We start from the raw sequence: 17943 nt of genomic DNA on the forward strand, positions 1-17943 counted from the left end.
TGAGCAGCCGGCCCCGCCCCCAGGCCCCCCTCAGACCACAGACAAACTCTCGATTCACGAAAGAGGGCTTGACGACCAGTGCTTGACGTCAACTTCTTCGACGAGCTCCGCATCGGCCTGGCCACCGCCGACGACATCCGCCAGTGGTCGCACGGCGAGGTCAAGAAGCCGGAGACCATCAACTACCGCACGCTGAAGCCCGAAAAGGACGGCCTCTTCTGCGAGAAGATCTTCGGCCCCACCCGGGACTGGGAGTGCTACTGCGGTAAGTACAAGCGCGTCCGCTTCAAGGGCATCATCTGCGAGCGCTGCGGCGTCGAGGTGACCCGCGCCAAGGTGCGCCGCGAGCGGATGGGCCACATCGAGCTGGCCGCCCCGGTCACCCACATCTGGTACTTCAAGGGCGTCCCGTCCCGCCTGGGCTACCTGCTCGACCTGGCGCCGAAGGACCTCGAGAAGGTCATCTACTTCGCCGCCTACATGATCACCTGGGTCGACGACGAGCGCCGCCAGCGCGACCTGCCGTCCCTGGAGGCGCACGTCTCGGTCGAGCGCCAGCAGATCGAGAACCGCCGCGACGCCGACCTCGAGGCCCGCGCCAAGAAGGCCGAGACCGACCTGGCCGAGCTCGAGGCCGAGGGCGCCAAGGCCGACGTCCGCCGCAAGGTGCGCGAGGGCGCCGAGCGCGAGATGAAGCAGCTGCGCGACCGCGCCCAGCGCGAGCTGGACCGCCTCGACGAGGTGTGGACCCGCTTCAAGAACCTCAAGGTCCAGGACCTCGAGGGCGACGAGCTGCTCTACCGCGAGCTGCGCGACCGCTTCGGCACGTACTTCTCCGGCTCGATGGGTGCCGCGGCCCTCAAGGACCGCCTGGAGACCTTCGACCTGGCGGAGGAGTCCGAGCGCCTGCGCGAGATCATCCGCACCGGCAAGGGCCAGAAGAAGACCCGTGCGCTCAAGCGCCTCAAGGTCGTCTCCGCGTTCCTGCAGACCACCAACAAGCCGCAGGGCATGGTGCTGGACTGCGTGCCGGTCATCCCGCCGGACCTGCGTCCGATGGTGCAGCTGGACGGTGGCCGCTTCGCGACCTCCGACCTGAACGACCTGTACCGCCGCGTCATCAACCGCAACAACCGCCTGAAGCGCCTCCTCGACCTCGGTGCCCCCGAGATCATCGTGAACAACGAGAAGCGCATGCTCCAGGAGGCCGTCGACGCGCTCTTCGACAACGGCCGCCGCGGCCGCCCGGTCACGGGCCCCGGCAACCGTCCGCTGAAGTCGCTGTCCGACATGCTCAAGGGCAAGCAGGGTCGTTTCCGCCAGAACCTGCTCGGCAAGCGCGTCGACTACTCGGCCCGTTCGGTCATCGTCGTCGGCCCGCAGCTCAAGCTGCACCAGTGCGGTCTGCCCAAGGCCATGGCGCTGGAGCTCTTCAAGCCGTTCGTGATGAAGCGCCTGGTCGACCTGAACCACGCGCAGAACATCAAGTCGGCCAAGCGCATGGTCGAGCGCGCCCGCCCGGTCGTGTGGGACGTCCTCGAAGAGGTCATCGCCGAGCACCCGGTCCTGCTGAACCGTGCACCCACCCTGCACCGCCTCGGCATCCAGGCCTTCGAGCCGCAGCTGGTCGAGGGCAAGGCCATCCAGATCCACCCGCTCGTCTGCACCGCGTTCAACGCGGACTTCGACGGTGACCAGATGGCCGTCCACCTGCCGCTCTCCGCGGAGGCGCAGGCCGAGGCCCGCATCCTGATGCTGTCCTCGAACAACATCCTCAAGCCGGCCGACGGCCGGCCGGTGACCATGCCGACCCAGGACATGGTGCTGGGTCTGTTCTTCCTCACCTCGGACCGCGACAACGTGAAGGGCGCCGGCCGCTCCTTCTCGTCGACCGCCGAGGCGATCATGGCCTTCGACGCCCGCGAGCTGGACGTCCAGGCCCAGATCGACCTGCGCCTGCCCGCCGGCACGGTTCCGCCGCGCGGCTGGACGCCCCAGGTGGACCCGGAGTGGATGGACGGCCAGCCGGCCGCCTGGACCGAGGGCGAGCCCTTCCGGATCACCACCACCCTGGGCCGTGCGCTCTTCAACGAGCTGCTGCCCGAGGACTACCCGTTCGTCGACTACGAGGTCGGCAAGAAGCAGCTGTCGGCCATCGTCAACGACCTGGCCGAGCGCTACCCGAAGGTCGTCGTCGCCGCGACGCTCGACAACCTGAAGGCGGCCGGCTTCCACTGGTCGACCCGTTCCGGTGTCACCGTCTCGATCTCGGACGTCATCGTCCCGCCGAGCAAGCCCCAGATCCTCGAGGGCTACGAGGCGCAGGCGGAGAAGGTCCAGAAGCAGTACGAGCGCGGTCTGATCACCAACGACGAGCGCAAGAGCGAGCTGGTCGGCATCTGGACCCGCGCGACCAACGAGGTCGCCGAGGCCATGGCCGCGAACTTCCCGAAGACCAACCCCATCTTCATGATGGTCGACTCGGGTGCTCGTGGAAACATGATGCAGATGCGTCAGATCGCCGGTATGCGCGGTCTGGTGTCGAACGCCAAGAACGAGACGATCCCGCGTCCCATCAAGGCGTCCTTCCGCGAGGGCCTGTCCGTGCTGGAGTACTTCATCTCCACCCACGGTGCCCGTAAGGGTCTCGCCGACACCGCCCTGCGCACCGCCGACTCCGGTTACCTCACCCGTCGTCTGGTCGACGTCTCCCAGGACGTCATCATTCGCGAGGAGGACTGCGGCACCGAGCGCGGCCTCAAGCTGTCGATCGGCTCCGTGGGCGCCGACGGCGTGCTGCGCAAGGCCGACGACGTCGAGACCAGCGTCTACGCCCGCATGCTCGCCGAGGACATCACGGTGGACGGCAAGCTCCTTGCCACCGCCAACACCGACCTCGGTGACGTGCTGATCGACGAGCTGATCCGGCACGGCATCGGCGAGGTCAAGACCCGCTCGATCCTCACCTGTGAGTCGGCGGTCGGCACCTGCGCCATGTGCTACGGCCGTTCGCTGGCCACCGGCAAGCTGGTCGACATCGGTGAGGCGGTCGGCATCATCGCCGCCCAGTCCATCGGTGAGCCCGGTACCCAGCTGACCATGCGTACCTTCCACACCGGTGGTGTGGCCGGTGACGACATCACCCAGGGTCTGCCGCGTGTCGTCGAGCTCTTCGAGGCCCGTACCCCCAAGGGTGTGGCCCCGATCTCGGAGGCGCAGGGCCGCGTCCGCATCGAGGACACCGAGAAGACCCGCAAGATCGTCGTCACCCCGGACGACGGCAGCGACGAGATCGCCTACCCGGTCTCCAAGCGCGTCAAGCTCCTGGTGAGCGAGGGCGAGGCGGTCGAGGTCGGCCAGAAGCTGACCGTCGGTGCCACCAACCCGCACGACGTCCTGCGCATCATGGGCCAGCGTGCCGTCCAGGTCCACCTGGTCGCCGAGGTCCAGAAGGTCTACAACTCGCAGGGTGTGTCGATCCACGACAAGCACATCGAGATCATCATCCGGCAGATGCTCCGCCGCGTGACGATCATCGAGTCGGGCGACGCCGAGCTGCTCCCGGGCGAGCTCGTCGAGCGCGGCCGCTTCGAGCAGGAGAACCGCCGCGTCGTGTCCGAGGGCGGCCACCCCGCCTCCGGCCGTCCGCAGCTCATGGGTATCACCAAGGCCTCGCTGGCCACCGAGTCCTGGCTGTCGGCCGCCTCCTTCCAGGAGACGACCCGGGTGCTCACCGACGCGGCGATCCACGCCAAGTCGGACCCGCTGCTGGGCCTCAAGGAGAACGTCATCCTCGGTAAGCTCATCCCGGCCGGTACGGGTCTGCCCCGCTACCGCAACATCCGGGTCGAGCCGACCGAGGAGGCCAAGGCCGCCATGTACTCGGCCGTCGGCTACGACGACTACGACCTGTCGCCCTTCGGCGCCGGCTCCGGCCAGGCGGTCCCGCTGGACGACTACGACTACGGCCCGTACACCGGCTGAGTCCGCAGGTCCTGAACGCCGCAGGGCGGTCACCCTTCCGGGGTGGCCGCCCTGCGGCGTTTCCCGTGGGTTCCGGGGCCGGTGGTCCAGTGGTCGGACCGTTTCCGCCGGGTGTTCGAACTGCCTTGCAATTGAACGGAGTTGGGCATGGCGTGCGGTGGTCTGCGCTACGCTCGCCGCGCGAGGTGGGGGCGCCGAATCGACGAGCGGTCCAGTGCGTGTCTTCCCTGCCGCCATGACTCCTGCCGCAGCCGGCCCGGGTGTGCCCCGGGCTGCGCGCGCGTCGGCAGCAGCGAGAGGGAACGGTGCCATGGCCCGGGGCGGGCTCCTTGACCACGTCACGATCGCGTCCGGGCTGCGCGGGCTCGCCGGGAAGCCGGAACTCGCCGGACGGAGCGCGGAGCTGGAGGCGCTCGCGGCCGCCCTGGACGGCCCGGGCGACCCGGGGCCGTGGGCCGAGCTCGACCTGCTGCACTCCTTCGTCCGGCCGGAGAGCGTGACGCCGGACGGCCGCGGCGAGGCCCGGATGTGGTCCCTCGTCGAGGTCGGCATCGGCGCGCTGGTGTTCGTTCCGCTGCTGGTGACCTGGTTCGGCCTGATGCGTGCCACCAGCGCCTACCAGGCCCTGATCGGCAGCGACCCGCGGCAGGCGGGCCGCCCCTTCCTGCAGCTCTGGCAGACCGGCTTCGACGGGCGGCTCGGCTCCTGGGCCACCTTCGGCCACGTCGCGGCCGGCGCCAGCGCGGTGATCGGCCTGCTGCTGGTGCTGTCGGTGGTGCACGGCCTCAAGCAGAGCGGGGCCGAGCGCCGCGAGGCCGAGTCAGCCCGGACGGCGGAGGGCCTGCTCGCCGAGCTGGCCCCGCTGCTGACCCGTGCCCAGGCCGCCCTGCACGAGCACCGGCGGGCCTCGCCGCAGCGCTTCGCCGCCGAACTCACCGGCGCCGCCGAGACCCTGGAGCGGCTCGGCGAGCAGGCCGTGCAGGCCCAGCGCGAACTCGGCAGTGCGGCCGAGGCCGTCCGGGACACCGTGCTCGACGCCCGGGAGCAGCTCGCCGACGTCGCCGCCTCGGTGGCCCCGCTGCGGGCAGCCGTCGGCGACGTGGAGCGGGCCGCCGGCCGGGTCGAGCAGGCCGTGGCCGCCGGGGCCGAGAAGCTGGTGGGGACCGTCCGCGACGGTGCGGCCGCCACCGACGGGCTGGTCGACCGCAGCGGCCGGCGGCTGGCCGACGCGGCCGCCGCCGTCCGGGACTCCGCAGAGGCCGTCGGCGCCGAACTGGCCGACGCCGGCACCCGCGTGGAGGAGGCCGTCCGCGACCTGGCGGCGGCGCAGCGCGGCTTCACCACCGGCGCGGAGCTCGCCGCCGACGTCAGCGGGCGGGTGCTGGAACGCCTCGACGACCTCACCCGGCACCTCGCCGAGCTGGGCGAACAGGTCTCCGGCGCCTCCGCCGCCGCCCGTGCGGCCGCCCGGCACGCCGACGACACCGCCCGCCGGGCCGACCACGCCGCGCACCGGGCCGACACTGCGGCCCGGCACGCCGACGACGGGGCGCGGCGGGCCGCCGACCTGCTCCGCGAGCGGGGCCCGCAGCCCGCCCCCGGTGCCCGCGTCGAGCCCCACGCCCCCGGCACGGAGCACCCGGCCGCCCCCGCGGAGAGCGGCATCTCCCTGCTCGAGGCGGACCGGCTGTCGCTGCGCAAGGCGGCCGGATGATCCGCCGTCCGCGCCCCGGGCGGGCCCGCGCCGACGGCCTGGCCATGGCCGGCTGGCTCTTCGCGGACATGCTGCTGGTGCTGGCCCTGGTGGCGATGGGCGACCAGGGCGACCCGGTCGCCGCCGAACGCGGCGCCCGCCCGTCACCGTCGGCATCGGAGTCGGCGGGCCCGTCGCCGTCCGCGAGCCCGTCCCCGACCGGTACCGGCCCGCGCGGTGTCGAGCACGACCCGGTGACCATCCGGGTGTCCGGCGACGACACGGCGGTCACCGCACAGATCCGTGCAGCCACCGAGGCCCACCGCGGCCGGCAGGCCGCCGTCGTCCTCACCTTCGGCAGCAACCGCGACCCCGGACTCGGCCAGGCCTATGCGCACACGGTCAACGGCCTGCTGCCGCAGGCCCGTCCGGAGATGTTCGCGGGCGCCACCACCCGGGACTTCATCTCGCTGGAGGACAACCCCCGGCATGCGTCCCTGGAGATCTACTTCTACACCCGGTGAGCCCCTCCGGCTCCCGACCCGTCCCTCGAACCTGGAGACAGCGCAGTGCAGATCCTCCCCTTCTACATGGTGTGCGACGAGTCCGGCTCGATGTCCGGCGACATCGACGTGCTCAACGACGCGCTGGTCGCACTGCACAGTGAGATCAGCACCAACCCGACCATCGCCGACAAGACCCGCTTCGCGCTGATCGGCTTCTCCGACGACGCCAAGGAGCTCCAGCCGCTGGTCGACCTCGGCGAGGTGACCGCGCTGCCGCGGCTGCAGGCTGGCGGGTTCACCTCGTTCGGCAGCGCCTTCCGCGTCCTGCGGTCGGCGATCGAGCGGGACGTTCCCGCGTTGAAGGCCCAGGGGCACGACGTCTACCGGCCGGTGGTGTTCTTCCTCTCCGACGGCGTCCCCACCGACGGCGGCTGGGAGCTCGGCTACGACGAGCTGCTCGGATCGGCCTACCGGCCGCACATCATCGCCTTCGGCATCGGCACGGCGGACCAGTCCGTGATCGGCCACGTCGCCACCTTCAAGGCGTTCATGCAGCAGGACGACAACGTGAAGCCGGCCGAGGCGCTCAAGGAGTTCGCCGGCAGCCTCACCCGCTCGATCGTCCGCTCGGCGAGCGGCGCCCGGGCCGGCGAGGGCATGAGCCTGCAGGTCGACGACCACGTGCCCGGCTTCACCAGCGTCTCCCTCGACAAGCTGTGAACGGGAACGAGCCGATGAACGAGGAGCACGCCGGCCGGGACGGGTCGGCCCACCGGAACCCGCACGCCGCCGCCGCGGCGGCCGAATGGCGCTGGCCGCCCCTGCAGGCACCGCAGCGCACCGAGCAGGCCGACGGCCGCCCGGCCGTCCCGCCGTGGGAGCCCCCGCCCCCGCAGCACACCGGCTACCGGCCGCAGCAGCGGCCGGACATCGCCGTCCCGCCGTGGGAGCCTCCGCCCGCCGCCGCACCCGTGCCGCCGGACGACCGGTCCTACGCGCACCGGCAGGCCGAGCGGCCGCAACAGGCCGAGGTCGAGGAGACCGTGGCCATGGCCGTCCTGCGGCCCACCGCCGACCACGCCGGGCACGACCCGGGCCTCGGCCCCGCTGCGCACACCGGCGTCCGTCCGCCCGCCTATCCGGCCGAGCCCGGTGAACTGACCGAGACCGGCTCCGACCTGTTCGCCGCCATGGTCCCGGACACCGTGGTCGACGGCGGCACCGTCGGCTCCGCCACCGTCCGCGCCGCCTCGATCCGCGGCGACTCCCACCGCTACGCGAAGGAGTGCCGCCAGGACTCGGTGCTGCTCGCCCGGGTCGGCGGGATCGCCGTCCTCGCGGCGGCGGACGGCGTCGGGTCGGCCCGCTACTCCCACCGAGGCTCGGCCGGCGCCTGCCGACTGCTCGTCAGCTGCCTCCTGAACGACGCCGAACGACTCTCCGCCGCCCTCCACGCCGGGGACGGGAACGGCTTCGCCCGGCACGCCCACGTCGTCATGGGCCGGGTCGCCGAGCGCCTGCGGGCCGAGGCGGAGAAGGCCGGGCACGGCCCCGCCGAGTACGCCACCACCCTGCGGGCCCTGCTGGTGCCGACCGACCCGCAGTCCCGGGTCCGCGGCTTCCTCGCCGTCGGCGACGGCGGGCTGTTCCGGTTGCGCGGCGGCAGATGGGAGTCGCTGGAACGGATCGCCGGCGAGGGCGCCGTCTTCGACACCGGCACCGAGGCCCTCCCGGTCAACTTCGGCGCCCCCGTGGTGGACCTGGTCACCGACGGCCTGCCCGGCGACGTCCTGGTGATGTGCACCGACGGCCTCGCCAACCCGCTGACCAAGGAGCCCGGCGTGGCCGAGTTCTACGCGCAGCGGTGGGGCGGCGGCACGGTGCCCGGCCTCGCCGAGTACCTGTGGCAGGCGCAGATCAGGGCCCGCAGCTACGACGACGACCGCAGCGTCGTCTGCCTCTGGGAGGGCGAGCGGTGACCGGCGCGGTCGCCACCGCGGTCGCCGACGGCGGGGACCTCGACCTCGCGGACCTCGCGCTCGACGGCGTGGTCGGTGCGGGCGGCCAGGGCCGCATCCACCGGCTCGACGGCGACTTCGACCTGCTCTACAAGGAGTACCTCGACCCGGCCCGGGTGCAGGGCTCCGCCCTGTCCGAGCTGGTACGGCTGCGGCGCGGCCTCGACGAGGCGGAACGCGGCGCCCTCGACGCCCGCTCGGCCTGGCCGCTCTGCCGGGTGCTGGCCGCCGGCCGCTGCACCGGCTTCCTCATGCGCGCCGCACCCGACGCCATGCGGTGGCAGACCGCGGCCGGAAGCCGCAAGCTGACCGAACTCCAGTACCTGCTGCACCCGGAGCGGCCGGCGACCGCCGGGGTGGTGCGGCCCCTGCCGGAACAGCGGCTGGTGCTCGCCCGGACGATCGTGGACCTGGTCGCCGGGTTCCACCGGCACGGCCTGGTCGTCGGGGACCTCTCCCAGGCCAACATCCTGTGGACGGTGGTGCCGGAGCCGGCGGTGTTCCTGATCGACTGCGACGGAATCCGGCGGGCCGGCTCCCGGCCCGTCCTGGACCAGGCCGAGACCCCCGACTGGGGCGACCCGCTCTCGCCGAACGGCAGTGCCGCCACCGTGGACAGCGACCGCTACAAGGCGGCCCTGGTCGTGGGCCGGGTCCTCGCCCAGGCCGCCTACCTCGCCCCGGGGCAGCCGCTGGTGCCGCTGCCCGGCGTGCTCAATGACCGGCAGCACGAGGCCGTCCGCCGACTCTGGCAGGAGGCCGCCGGGCCCTTCGGCACCCGCCCCGACCTGCGGGCCTGGGCGGCCGCCCTGGACGAACGGGACGTCATCCCCGTCCCCCGCCTGCGGCCCCCGCCGCCCCGCCCCGTCGACACCTCCCTCTTCGGCAACCGCCGAGGCCCCCGCGGCACCATTCCCCTGCCACCCCCCTGACGCGAAAGGGCGCAGCGCCGAGGGGTCACCCCGGGGGTGCGGGGAACTGCGCGACTGCGGGAGCAACCCCACCGGTGGTCGCGGCAGTGCAGTGGTCCGTGGGCGGGTGCGGTTCCGGCGGGCGCCTTCCGCCGCGCGCGGTTCCCCGCACCCTTCGGGGGTTGCCCCGCAGCCGGGTCCGGGCGCCGGCCGTCACTGCATGCGGAAGACCGGGCCGCGGGGGGTGAAGGGGAGGGTGGCGTGGCGGGGCACGAGGTAGGCGTGCTCGCGCCGCACCCGCAGGACGTCGCACTCGGCATCGGTGATCACCAGCACCGGCGCCCCCGGCGGGAAGTCCTCGGCGCGCTGCAGCAGATCGATCCCGGGCTGCAGGACGGTGCCGCCGCGGCCGCGGATACGGACCCGCCCGGCGATCTCCTCGGGCGGGAGGTACCCGGCGTCGTGCGGTGCGGCGTCGCAGAAGACCACGCGGGCGGCGGCGACGTCCCGGGCGGCGGCGTAGGAGGCGATGGCGCCGAGGGCCTTGCCGAGCAGGGCCCGGCTCATCGATCCGGAGGTGTCGAGGACGACGCCGAAGGTGCAGCGGGCGGTCTCGGTCTCCGGGCGCCACCGCCCGGCCCGCGGGATGTCGGGGGTGGCGGACTGGCGGCGCGACGGCCGGGCGTAGCTGCGGACGGACTCGGGCGAGGGGACGAACTCGTCGAACCAGCGGGCGAGTCGGGCGTCCCAGGGCAGCGGCGGGTGGGAGAGGGCGCGGATCTCCTCGACCAGTCCGGCCGGGAGGGTGCCGCGGTCGCGTTCGTGCAGTTCGAAGCCCTGCTGCAGGCCGCGCCGGTAGAACCCGTCCAGGTCGACGTAGTCGCGGACGTCGCCGAGCGCCTCGCCGAGGATGTCGGGCCGACCCTTGCCGGCGAGGGTGGCGAGGCGCCGCAGCCGGCGTCGGTCGCGGGTGATCCGGTCGTAGACCTCTTCCGCGGAGAGGCCCTTGAGCTCCGGGTCGTACAGCGAGCCCTCCGGCACGGTGCCGACGTCCATCTCGACCAGCCAGCCGTTGACGACGTAGTCGCAGGCCACGTTGAAGAGGTACGGGTCCCGGGCGCCGGCCCGTTCGCCGTGCCGCAGGGCGGCGTGCAGCATCTCGTGCCCGAGGACGAACCGCCATTCCTCGCCGGTGAGGTGCAGCAGCGGGTTGACGTAGATCTCGCCGGCCGCGGCGTTGACGGCGGCCACCGAGATGCCGTGGGCGCGGGCGAGTTCGGCGTCGGCGACCAGGGTGATGCCGGCCGCGATGCCGCCGAGCAGCGGGTAGGAGGAGACGAACCAGTTCAGGGCCTGTGTCCACGGCCGGACGGGTTCGCGGGCGGCGGTGAGGCCGGAGCGGCGTCCGCCGGCGACGTCCATGGCGGCGGAGACGGTCCGGGTGAGGGCGGCGGCGAAGGCGGTCGTCCAGTCCGGCGGGTCGTCCCAGCGGGACCACGGCACCAGCAGCTGGTCGGACAGGCCGGGCCCGCAGGCGGTCGGGACGCCCGGCACACCGTCCCGCCGCCAGCGCCGGGCGAGTTCGTCCTCGTCCCCGGCGGGCAGGTTCTGCGGCAGGTCGAACGGGCTCCGGCCGACCTGGAAGGCGGCCTGGAAGCGGTGGACGACGGCGCAGCGGGCCGCCTGCAGGGCGTCGTCGGCGGGGGTCCGTCTCCCGTGGGCGGCAGGCACGTGGCCGAAGCCGAGGTGGAGCAGGCAGTGCGTCAGCACCCAGGCCCATTCGGCGGGTTCGGCGCGGCGCCGGGCATCGGCGTGGACGGTGCCGCCGGAGTCGACGACCGCCCAGCCGCCCGGGGGGACGGCCGTGCAGTCGGGGTCGGTGCAGATCCGGGCGTCGATCGCGCCGAGTGCGTGGTTGCGGTGCACGAGGGCGACCGCCTCGGCGAAGGCCTCGGCGGCCGGGTCGGCCGGGCGCTGCTCGCCGGTGCGGGCGGCGGCCCGCCGGCCGGCGGCGCCGCGGCTCACCGGCGGGCCTCGACCAGCCGCGGCATGTCGCGGGCGGCCTCGATCAGGAACCAGGAGGGCAGCACCGGGTTGCCGTCCGGCCCGTCGGCGATCACCGTCTGGGCGACCTCCACGGAGATCTCGGCGAGCTGCACGAGCAGCGACTTCGCGCGGTAGGCGGTGCGCCGCAGCCCCTCGGAGGCGTGTTCCTTGCGGGCCGGGAGCTCCTTGACCAGCCGGCCGCGGAAGGCGTCGGCGAGGTAGTACAGCAGGTCGCGGTCCTCGGGGCGGCCGGGCCAGCGGGCGTCGCCCTTGAGGATGGCGTCAAGACCGTAGGCGTGGCGGACGATCTTGGCGTAGCCGCAGAAGGCCACCGCGTGCTGCGGGGTGAGCAGGCCGTGCGCGAGCACCTGGAGGGTGGGTTCGGTGACGCCGGGGCCGAAGGAGTGCAGCGCGTCGGAGAGCATGTGCCAGGCGCGCGGGGTGGAGAACGGCTCCTCGGTCTTCGGCGGCGCCGACCACAGGTGGTCCGGCCGGTCGGTGAGGTGGTCGAGCACCCACGGGTGGATGCCCGCGCCGGCGGCCCAGGCCAGCCAGTCCGTCGAACTGGCCCGCAGGTGGACGTGGACCAGGCGGTTGACCAGGGCGGACGCCATCGGCCTGGCCAGTGCACCGTCGGTCGCCCGGTTGCCGGCGCCGATGACGATCGAGCCGGGCGGCAGTTCGTAGGAGCCGATCCGGCGGTCCAGGATCAGCGAGTAGAAGGCCTTCTGCACGTCGGGCGAGGCGGCGTTGAGCTCGTCCAGGAACAGGCAGTAGGGCTCGTCGCGGGCGACGGACTCCGGCGGGCAGAACCGGGAGCGGCCGTCCGGGGTGATCTGCGGGACGCCGACGAGGTCCTCCGGTGCCAGCTGGGTGCCGATCAGGCTCACGCACTCCAGGCCGAGCGAGGAGGCGAACTCCCGGACCAGGGAGGACTTTCCGATGCCGGGCGCACCCCACAGGAAGACCGGGCGGACGGTCGCCAGACCGAGCAGCAGCTCGGGCACCTCGGACGGCGAGACGGTAACGGCACCCTGCACAGGACTCCTTCGACGGTGGGGTTCGCCGCCAGTGTGCGCAGCCGCAGCACGACGCGCACCCGGTTTTTCCGGTGGCGTCCGCGGCGGGTTGCCGCGTACCGTCCGGACCATGAACGCCAAGCGGCCCCTGATCGCCGTCCTGACCGGCGCCGGCATCTCCACCGACTCCGGCATCCCCGACTACCGTGGCCCGAAGGGTCTGTGGCAGCGCGACCCGAAGGCGCAGGAGCTGGTCACCATCGGCCCGTACCTGGCCGATCCCGACATCCGCAGGCGCTCCTGGCGGATGCGGCAGGAGGTCGGCGCGGCCGCCGCCCGGCCGAACGCCGGGCACCTCGCCCTGGTCGAACTGGAGCGCTCCGGGCTGCCGTTGCGCGTCCTCACGCAGAACGTCGACGGCCTGCACCAGCGTTCGGGCCTGCCCGAGCGCAAGGTGCTCGAACTCCACGGCACCGCCCACCGGGTGCAGTGCGTCCGCTGCCGGGTGCGCAGCACCATGGACGAGGCACTCGCCCGGGTCGCCGCCGGCGAGGACGATCCGGCCTGCCTGGCCTGCGGCGGCGTACTGAAGCCGTGCACCGTGATGTTCGGCGAGATGCTGGACGAGCAGGTGCTCGCCCAGGCCGCGGCGATCGCCCAGAACTGCGACCTCTTCATCGCCGTCGGCACCCTGCTCCAGGTCCACCCGGCGGCCGGCCTCGCCCAGGTCGCCGTCGACCACGGCGCCCGCCTGATCGTCGTCAACGCCGAGCCCACCCCCTACGACGAGGCCGCCGAGGAGGTCGTCCGCGAGCCGATCTCGCAGGCCCTGCCGCAGCTGGTCCGCCGGATCATCGCCGACAGCCGGGGCTGACCGGCCGCCGTCACGACCGGGCCGCCCGCCCCGGCCCGTGACGCGCGTAGCATGGGCCGTCCCCGAGGAAGAGGGAGTCGGACGATGGCAACCGGTGGCTTCGACCCGTGGTCGGCGGCATTCGTCGCCCACCCGTACGACGCGTACGCCGAACTGCGGGAGAAGGCGCCGGTCAGCTGGTACGAACCCAGCGGACAGTGGCTGGTGGCCCGCCACGCCGACGTCTCCGCCCTGCTGCGGGACCGCCGCCTCGGCCGCACCTACACCCACCGGTTCACCCACGAGGAGTTCGGGCGGCCGCAGCCCGACCCCGCGCACGAGCCCTTCCACACCCTCAACGACAACGGGCTGCTCGACCTGGAGGCCCCCGATCACACCCGGATCCGGCGGCTGGTCGCCAAGGCCTTCACCCCGCGGCGGGTCGAGTCGCTGCGCCCCACCGTCGCCAGGATGGCCGACGACCTCGTCACCGGGCTGCTCGCCGACGGCGGCGGCGACCTGATCGCCCGGGTCGCCGAGCCGCTGCCGGTCGCCGTCATCGCCGAGATGCTCGGCGTGCCCGAGAGCGACCGGCACCTGCTGCGCCCCTGGTCGGCCGACATCACCGGCATGTTCGAGCTCAACCCGACCGAGGAGACCGCGCAGCGGGCGGTGCGCGCCAGCACCGAGTTCTCCGACTACCTGCGCGCCCTGATCCGCGAGCGCCGCGCCGACCCCGGCGACGACCTGATCAGCGCCCTCGCCCTGGTCGCCGACGAGGGCGACGTGCTCAGCGAGCAGGAGGTGGTCTCCACCTGTGTGCTGCTGCTCAACGCCGGCCACGAGGCCACCGTCAACACCACCGGCAACGGCTGGTGGGCGCTCTTCCGCAACCCCGGCGAACTCGACCGGCTGCGCGCCTCGGTGGACGAACTCCTGCCCACCGCCGTCGAGGAACTGATGCGCTACGACACCCCGTTGCAGATGTTCGAGCGCTGGGTGCTGGAGGACATCGAGGTCGGCGGCGCGGTGATCCCGCGCGGCTCCGAGGTCGCGCTGCTCTTCGGCTCCGCCAACCGCGACCCCGAGCGCTTCGCCGACCCGGACCGGCTCGACGTCGGCCGCACCGACAACCCGCACATCACCTTCGGCGCCGGAATCCATTTCTGTCTCGGCGCCCCGCTCGCCAGACTGGAACTCAACGAGTCGTACGGCGCACTGCTCCGCCGGGCGCCCGGCCTGCGGCTGGTCCGCGAGCCCGCCTGGCGGCCCGGGTACGTGATCCGCGGGCTCGAGGAACTGCTGGTCGAGGCCTGAGACGTACAGGAGGAGCTGTGGGAGCAGCGACGGGGGCACTGCTGGGTCTGGCGATCGGGGACGCCATGGGGCACCCGACCGAGTTCGACACCATGGCGGGCATCGCCGCGGGCTGCGCGGACTGGCGGCGGCTCCCGCTGCCCGCACCCGCCCGGGTCACCGACGACACCCAGATGACGCTCGCCCTGGGCCGCGGCCTGCGCACCGCCCTGGAGCGCGGCGCACTCACCCCGCTGCGCCTGGAGGGGCCGCTGCGCGAGGAGTTCGTCGACTGGTGGCGCTCGCCGGAGAACACCCGCGCCCCCGGCCGTACCTGCATGCGCTCCTGCTGGCGCCTCAGCCAGGACGGCCGTCGTTGGCAGGAGGCGAGCGACGTCGGCTCCAAGGGCTGCGGCGCCAACATGCGGGTCGCCCCGCTCGGCCTGGTCCGCGACCTGACGGTGCACCAGATGGCCGGTGCGGCCCAGCTGCAGTCCGGGCTGACGCACGGCCACCCCACCGCGCTCGCCGCGAGCGACCTCACCGCGTACACCGTGCGGCTGCTCGCCACCGGCACGGCACCGGCCGAACTGCCGCGCCTGCTCCGCGAGTACGCGCTGGAGAACCGCACCCGCTACGACGAGTTCTGGCTCGGCGACCTCGCCGAGCAGGCCCAGGACCACTCGGCGCAGGAGTTCATCACCCGCGGCTGGGACGAGTGCCTCTTCGTCCTCGACCGGCTGGACGCGGCCCTCGCCCGGCCCTCCCTCGACACCGACCCCTGCGAGATCACCGGCGCCGGCTGGATCGCCGAGGAGGCCTTCGCCACCGGCCTGCTGTGCTTCCTGCTGCTGCCCGACGACCCGGTTGCCGCGGTGCGCCGCGCGGCCTTCTCCTCCGGCGACTCCGACTCCATCGCCTGCCTCACCGGCGCCTTCGCCGGTGCGCACCACGGCGAGTCCGCCTGGCCCGCGGAGTGGGCCGCGCGCATCGAGTACCGCGACGAGCTGCTCGCACTCGGCGCACTCTGGGACTGAGGGAACGACGACTGCACCGCCGGGCGGGGGCGACCCCGCCCGGCGGGGGCGTCACCGCCGCGCGTACGCCGTCCGCGGGTCGGACGGGTCGGCGAGCGCATGGAGCAGCTCCGCGGTCGCCGGCTGCAACTCGGCGTTCAGGTACTGCAGTTGGGTGTCGAGCCGGATCGCGTAGGACTCCACGGCAGCCCGGTCGCCCATCCGGTCGGCGGCCCGCGTTCGGCGAGCCTCGGAAGATCTGCCAGTCGCAGCCGACCTCCGGTCCCAGCGCTTCCGGTCGGTCATGGCCGCCGGGCCGCCGCCGGTGGACTTGCTGCTGCACGAGATCTGCGACTGCACGTTCTGGCCGTTGACGACCACGGTCGGGAACCAGCATGTGCCGGTCGGGATCCCGTGCCACCGCCGTCCCCGGCCTGTGACGGGGGCGGGTGGGACACAGGACGGCGGCGGGGAGTCTCCTTGCTACTGGCACCGTGAATCTCCTCCGTGTCCGAGGAGGGCAGACGTGAGCCAGCGTCCGTCCGCAGCCTTTTCCAGGTTCGCCTCGAAGAAGATGTAGTCGGTCCGGCTCGGAGTGGTGGTCAGGACCTTGCCGGTGGCGACCTCCTTGGCGAACGCCTTGGTCTGATCCTCACACCAGGTGACGTTCGCCTTGGCGTCGTCGAGGGTGACGAACTTCGGGTCGTAGACGCGGTAGACACCGGTGACGGTGTGCTTCTTGCCGACCAGGTTCGCGATGTACGTCCGATCGTGCTGGCGGGCGCTGAGGGTCTTGACGGTCGCGGTGGTCCACTGCTTGTAGAGCGCGTCCTCCGGGTCCTGGCGTCCGATGGCCTGGTAGACCGCTCGGTACCGGGCGGTGACGCCGGCGAGCACCGCGTCCTTCTGGGAGTCGCCGGTGGGCTGGGCCTCGACCGTCAGGCTGACTCCGTCGGGGAGCACCGCCTCCGGGACGCCAGCGGCGGAGGGCGATGCGCTCGCGGACTGCGAGGCCGAACCGGTGACTGCTCCGGCGATGGTCGGGTCATCCGTGCTCTTGGTGCCGTTGATGCCGCACCCCGTGAGTGCGGCCATGCCGAGGGCACCGGCGGCGATGGCGGTCCTTACCGTACGAAGTCGCATGGTTCTCCCGTTGCTGTTACTGGACGACCGCCTCGGCCGTCGCCTTGCCGTGCACTGTCAGGCTGTCCGTGCGGGCCGCCCGTCATGTCGGGCGGAGGTCGGCGGCCACGGCGGCGACCAGCTGCTGGTAGCCCGGCACCGGCACGGTGCGGGGCTTGCCGAGGCCGAGCGCACCGGCCGGAATGAAGGCGATGTGGCAGCGGCGGCAGAGGAAACCGGTGCTCCACACCGCGAGCAGCGACGGGTACCGCGCCCGGTAGTCACGGAAGGCGGCGCGGTTCTTCAGCCGGTCCCGGAACCGCTTGACCACCAGCGCCAGTGCCGCAGCCAGGAACGGCAGGGCGAGCACGACGAACACGATCAGGGCCTTCCGGCCGGCGCCGGGTTCGCCGGACGCCAGGAGCGGCAGCACCATCACACCGCCCCCGAGCCCCAGGGCGGTCATCAGCGCGAGTGCGCAGCCACCGGTCGGCTGCAGCAGCCGGGGGACCGGCGGCGGTGCGATCTGGTCGGCCAGCAGACTGCTCGACGAGCCCGACGTGTAGTAGGTGCGGGCCCCGTACCCACCGCCGTAGCCGCGGGTGGTGCCGGCGTAGGAGTGCGTCTGCGCCTCGTACAGTCCGGGGACGCTCTGGACCTGGTCGATCCGCCCGCAGTCCGGGCAGTTGATGCGGCTCATGACTCCCCCCGGGTCGGCTGGACGCCCGAGGATCATGGCACACGGCGGCCCGGCCGGGTCAGTGCTTCACGATCCCCGCCCTGCGGGCCGCCGCGAGCCACTCGGGGAAACCGCGCAGCAGCCGGTCGTACAGCTCGGCGTCGGGGATCGCCCCCGGGTCGCGGCCGGCCGGGAAGAAGCCCGCGTTGTCGACCGGGCGCGCGGCGGGCACCGGGAGCTCGTCCAGCCTGCGGAGGAACGCGAACTCCTGGTCGGCCGGGTCGCCGAACCCCACGAACTGCCAGTAGACCGGCAGTTCGGCGGCCAGGCAGAGCAGCTCCCGGGCCGCGGCGCGCGAGGTCGGGCCGCCGTCCGTCTGGAACACCACCAGCGCGGGGCCGGCGGAGCCCGACAGCTGGTGGAGCCGGACGACCGCCTTCATCGCCAGGTGGTAGTTGGTGCGGCCCATGTGCCCGAGCGAGTCGTGCAGTGCGCCGATCCGGCCGCGGTGGTCGGTGAGCGAGAGCTCCGCCACCCCGTCGACCTCGGTGGAGAAGAACACCACCGGCACCCGCCCGTCGTCGTCCAGGTGCGCGGAGAGCGCGAGCACCTGCTCGGCGAAGCGCTGGACGGCGCCGGACCGGTAGAACGGCCGCATCGACCCCGACCGGTCCAGCACCAGGTACACGGCGGCCCGCACCCCGCCCAGCCCGGACTTCTCCAGGCTCGCCCCGGCCGACGTGTAGTGGCCGACCAGCCCGGGGGCGGCCGCCGTCACCTTCTCCAGGCTCAGCCCCACC

15 protein-coding genes are annotated in these 17943 nt (G+C 73.1%); 9 read left to right on the plus strand and 6 right to left on the minus strand.

Annotation, left to right across the window (positions count from 1 at the left end; translation table 11 throughout):
* Nucleotides 1-78 precede the first annotated feature (78 nt).
* The 6 genes from AB0M03_RS21560 (at nt 79) to AB0M03_RS21585 (ending at nt 9133) form a co-directional block, all read left to right on the plus strand.
* Complete coding sequence (locus AB0M03_RS21560; protein ID WP_363493248.1) at nt 79-3984, plus strand: DNA-directed RNA polymerase subunit beta'; 3906 nt, start codon at nt 79-81, stop codon at nt 3982-3984.
* A 310-nt stretch (nt 3985-4294) separates the two neighbouring features.
* Nucleotides 4295-5698, plus strand: coding sequence for a hypothetical protein (locus AB0M03_RS21565; RefSeq protein WP_363493250.1), 1404 nt, complete (start codon nt 4295-4297; stop codon nt 5696-5698).
* Entirely contained in the window at nt 5695-6201 is a 507-nt protein-coding gene (locus AB0M03_RS21570) for a hypothetical protein (protein WP_363493252.1), read from the plus strand. The genes AB0M03_RS21565 and AB0M03_RS21570 overlap by 4 nt, the downstream gene beginning before the upstream one ends.
* Before the next feature lie 45 nt (nt 6202-6246).
* Nucleotides 6247-6903 carry a VWA domain-containing protein gene (locus tag AB0M03_RS21575; protein ID WP_363493254.1) on the plus strand — a complete coding sequence of 219 codons (657 nt, stop codon included), beginning with the start codon at nt 6247-6249 and terminating at the stop codon, nt 6901-6903.
* 14 nt (nt 6904-6917) lie between these two features.
* Entirely contained in the window at nt 6918-8162 is a 1245-nt protein-coding gene (locus AB0M03_RS21580) for a protein phosphatase 2C domain-containing protein (RefSeq protein ID WP_363493256.1), read from the plus strand.
* Nucleotides 8159-9133 carry a hypothetical protein gene (locus AB0M03_RS21585; protein ID WP_363493258.1) on the plus strand — a complete coding sequence of 325 codons (975 nt, stop codon included), beginning with the start codon at nt 8159-8161 and terminating at the stop codon, nt 9131-9133. Before AB0M03_RS21580 ends, AB0M03_RS21585 begins: the two co-directional genes overlap by 4 nt.
* Before the next feature lie 192 nt (nt 9134-9325).
* Here the strand turns inward: AB0M03_RS21585 and AB0M03_RS21590 are convergent, their stop codons facing one another.
* Nucleotides 9326-11137 carry a hypothetical protein gene (locus AB0M03_RS21590; RefSeq protein WP_363493260.1) on the minus strand — a complete coding sequence of 604 codons (1812 nt, stop codon included), beginning with the start codon at nt 11135-11137 and terminating at the stop codon, nt 9326-9328.
* Nucleotides 11134-12198, minus strand: coding sequence for a MoxR family ATPase (locus tag AB0M03_RS21595; RefSeq protein ID WP_363493261.1), 1065 nt, complete (start codon nt 12196-12198; stop codon nt 11134-11136). The genes AB0M03_RS21590 and AB0M03_RS21595 overlap by 4 nt, the downstream gene beginning before the upstream one ends.
* Before the next feature lie 109 nt (nt 12199-12307).
* On the opposite strand from AB0M03_RS21595, the gene AB0M03_RS21600 reads away from it, so the two are divergent.
* The 3 genes from AB0M03_RS21600 to AB0M03_RS21610 all read left to right on the plus strand — a co-directional run bounded on the left by AB0M03_RS21600 (nt 12308) and on the right by AB0M03_RS21610 (nt 15363).
* Complete coding sequence (locus AB0M03_RS21600; RefSeq protein ID WP_363493263.1) at nt 12308-13051, plus strand: NAD-dependent deacylase; 744 nt, start codon at nt 12308-12310, stop codon at nt 13049-13051.
* A gap of 84 nt (nt 13052-13135) precedes the next feature.
* The gene (locus AB0M03_RS21605; protein ID WP_363493264.1) at nt 13136-14347 is read left to right on the plus strand and encodes a cytochrome P450; all 1212 of its coding nucleotides are present in this window, start codon (nt 13136-13138) and stop codon (nt 14345-14347) included.
* A 17-nt stretch (nt 14348-14364) separates the two neighbouring features.
* The gene (locus AB0M03_RS21610; protein WP_363493266.1) at nt 14365-15363 is read left to right on the plus strand and encodes an ADP-ribosylglycohydrolase family protein; all 999 of its coding nucleotides are present in this window, start codon (nt 14365-14367) and stop codon (nt 15361-15363) included.
* 51 nt (nt 15364-15414) lie between these two features.
* Here the strand turns inward: AB0M03_RS21610 and AB0M03_RS21615 are convergent, their stop codons facing one another.
* From AB0M03_RS21615 to AB0M03_RS21630, 4 genes are all read right to left on the minus strand, one after another.
* A complete protein-coding gene (locus AB0M03_RS21615) occupies nt 15415-15723 on the minus strand; it encodes a hypothetical protein (protein WP_363493268.1) in 309 nt (102 codons plus the stop codon).
* A gap of 102 nt (nt 15724-15825) precedes the next feature.
* Nucleotides 15826-16485 carry a hypothetical protein gene (locus tag AB0M03_RS21620; RefSeq protein WP_363493270.1) on the minus strand — a complete coding sequence of 220 codons (660 nt, stop codon included), beginning with the start codon at nt 16483-16485 and terminating at the stop codon, nt 15826-15828.
* An 82-nt stretch (nt 16486-16567) separates the two neighbouring features.
* The gene (locus AB0M03_RS21625; protein WP_363493271.1) at nt 16568-17164 is read right to left on the minus strand and encodes a hypothetical protein; all 597 of its coding nucleotides are present in this window, start codon (nt 17162-17164) and stop codon (nt 16568-16570) included.
* Between the two features lie 58 nt (nt 17165-17222).
* On the minus strand, nt 17223-17942 hold the full coding sequence (locus AB0M03_RS21630; RefSeq protein ID WP_363493273.1) for a VWA domain-containing protein: 720 nt from the start codon (nt 17940-17942) through the stop codon (nt 17223-17225).
* Between the last annotated feature and the right edge of the window lies 1 nt (nt 17943).

Origin of the sequence: Kitasatospora sp. NPDC051914, assembly GCF_040680995.1 — a bacterium.
Lineage (GTDB): Bacteria > Actinomycetota > Actinomycetes > Streptomycetales > Streptomycetaceae > Kitasatospora.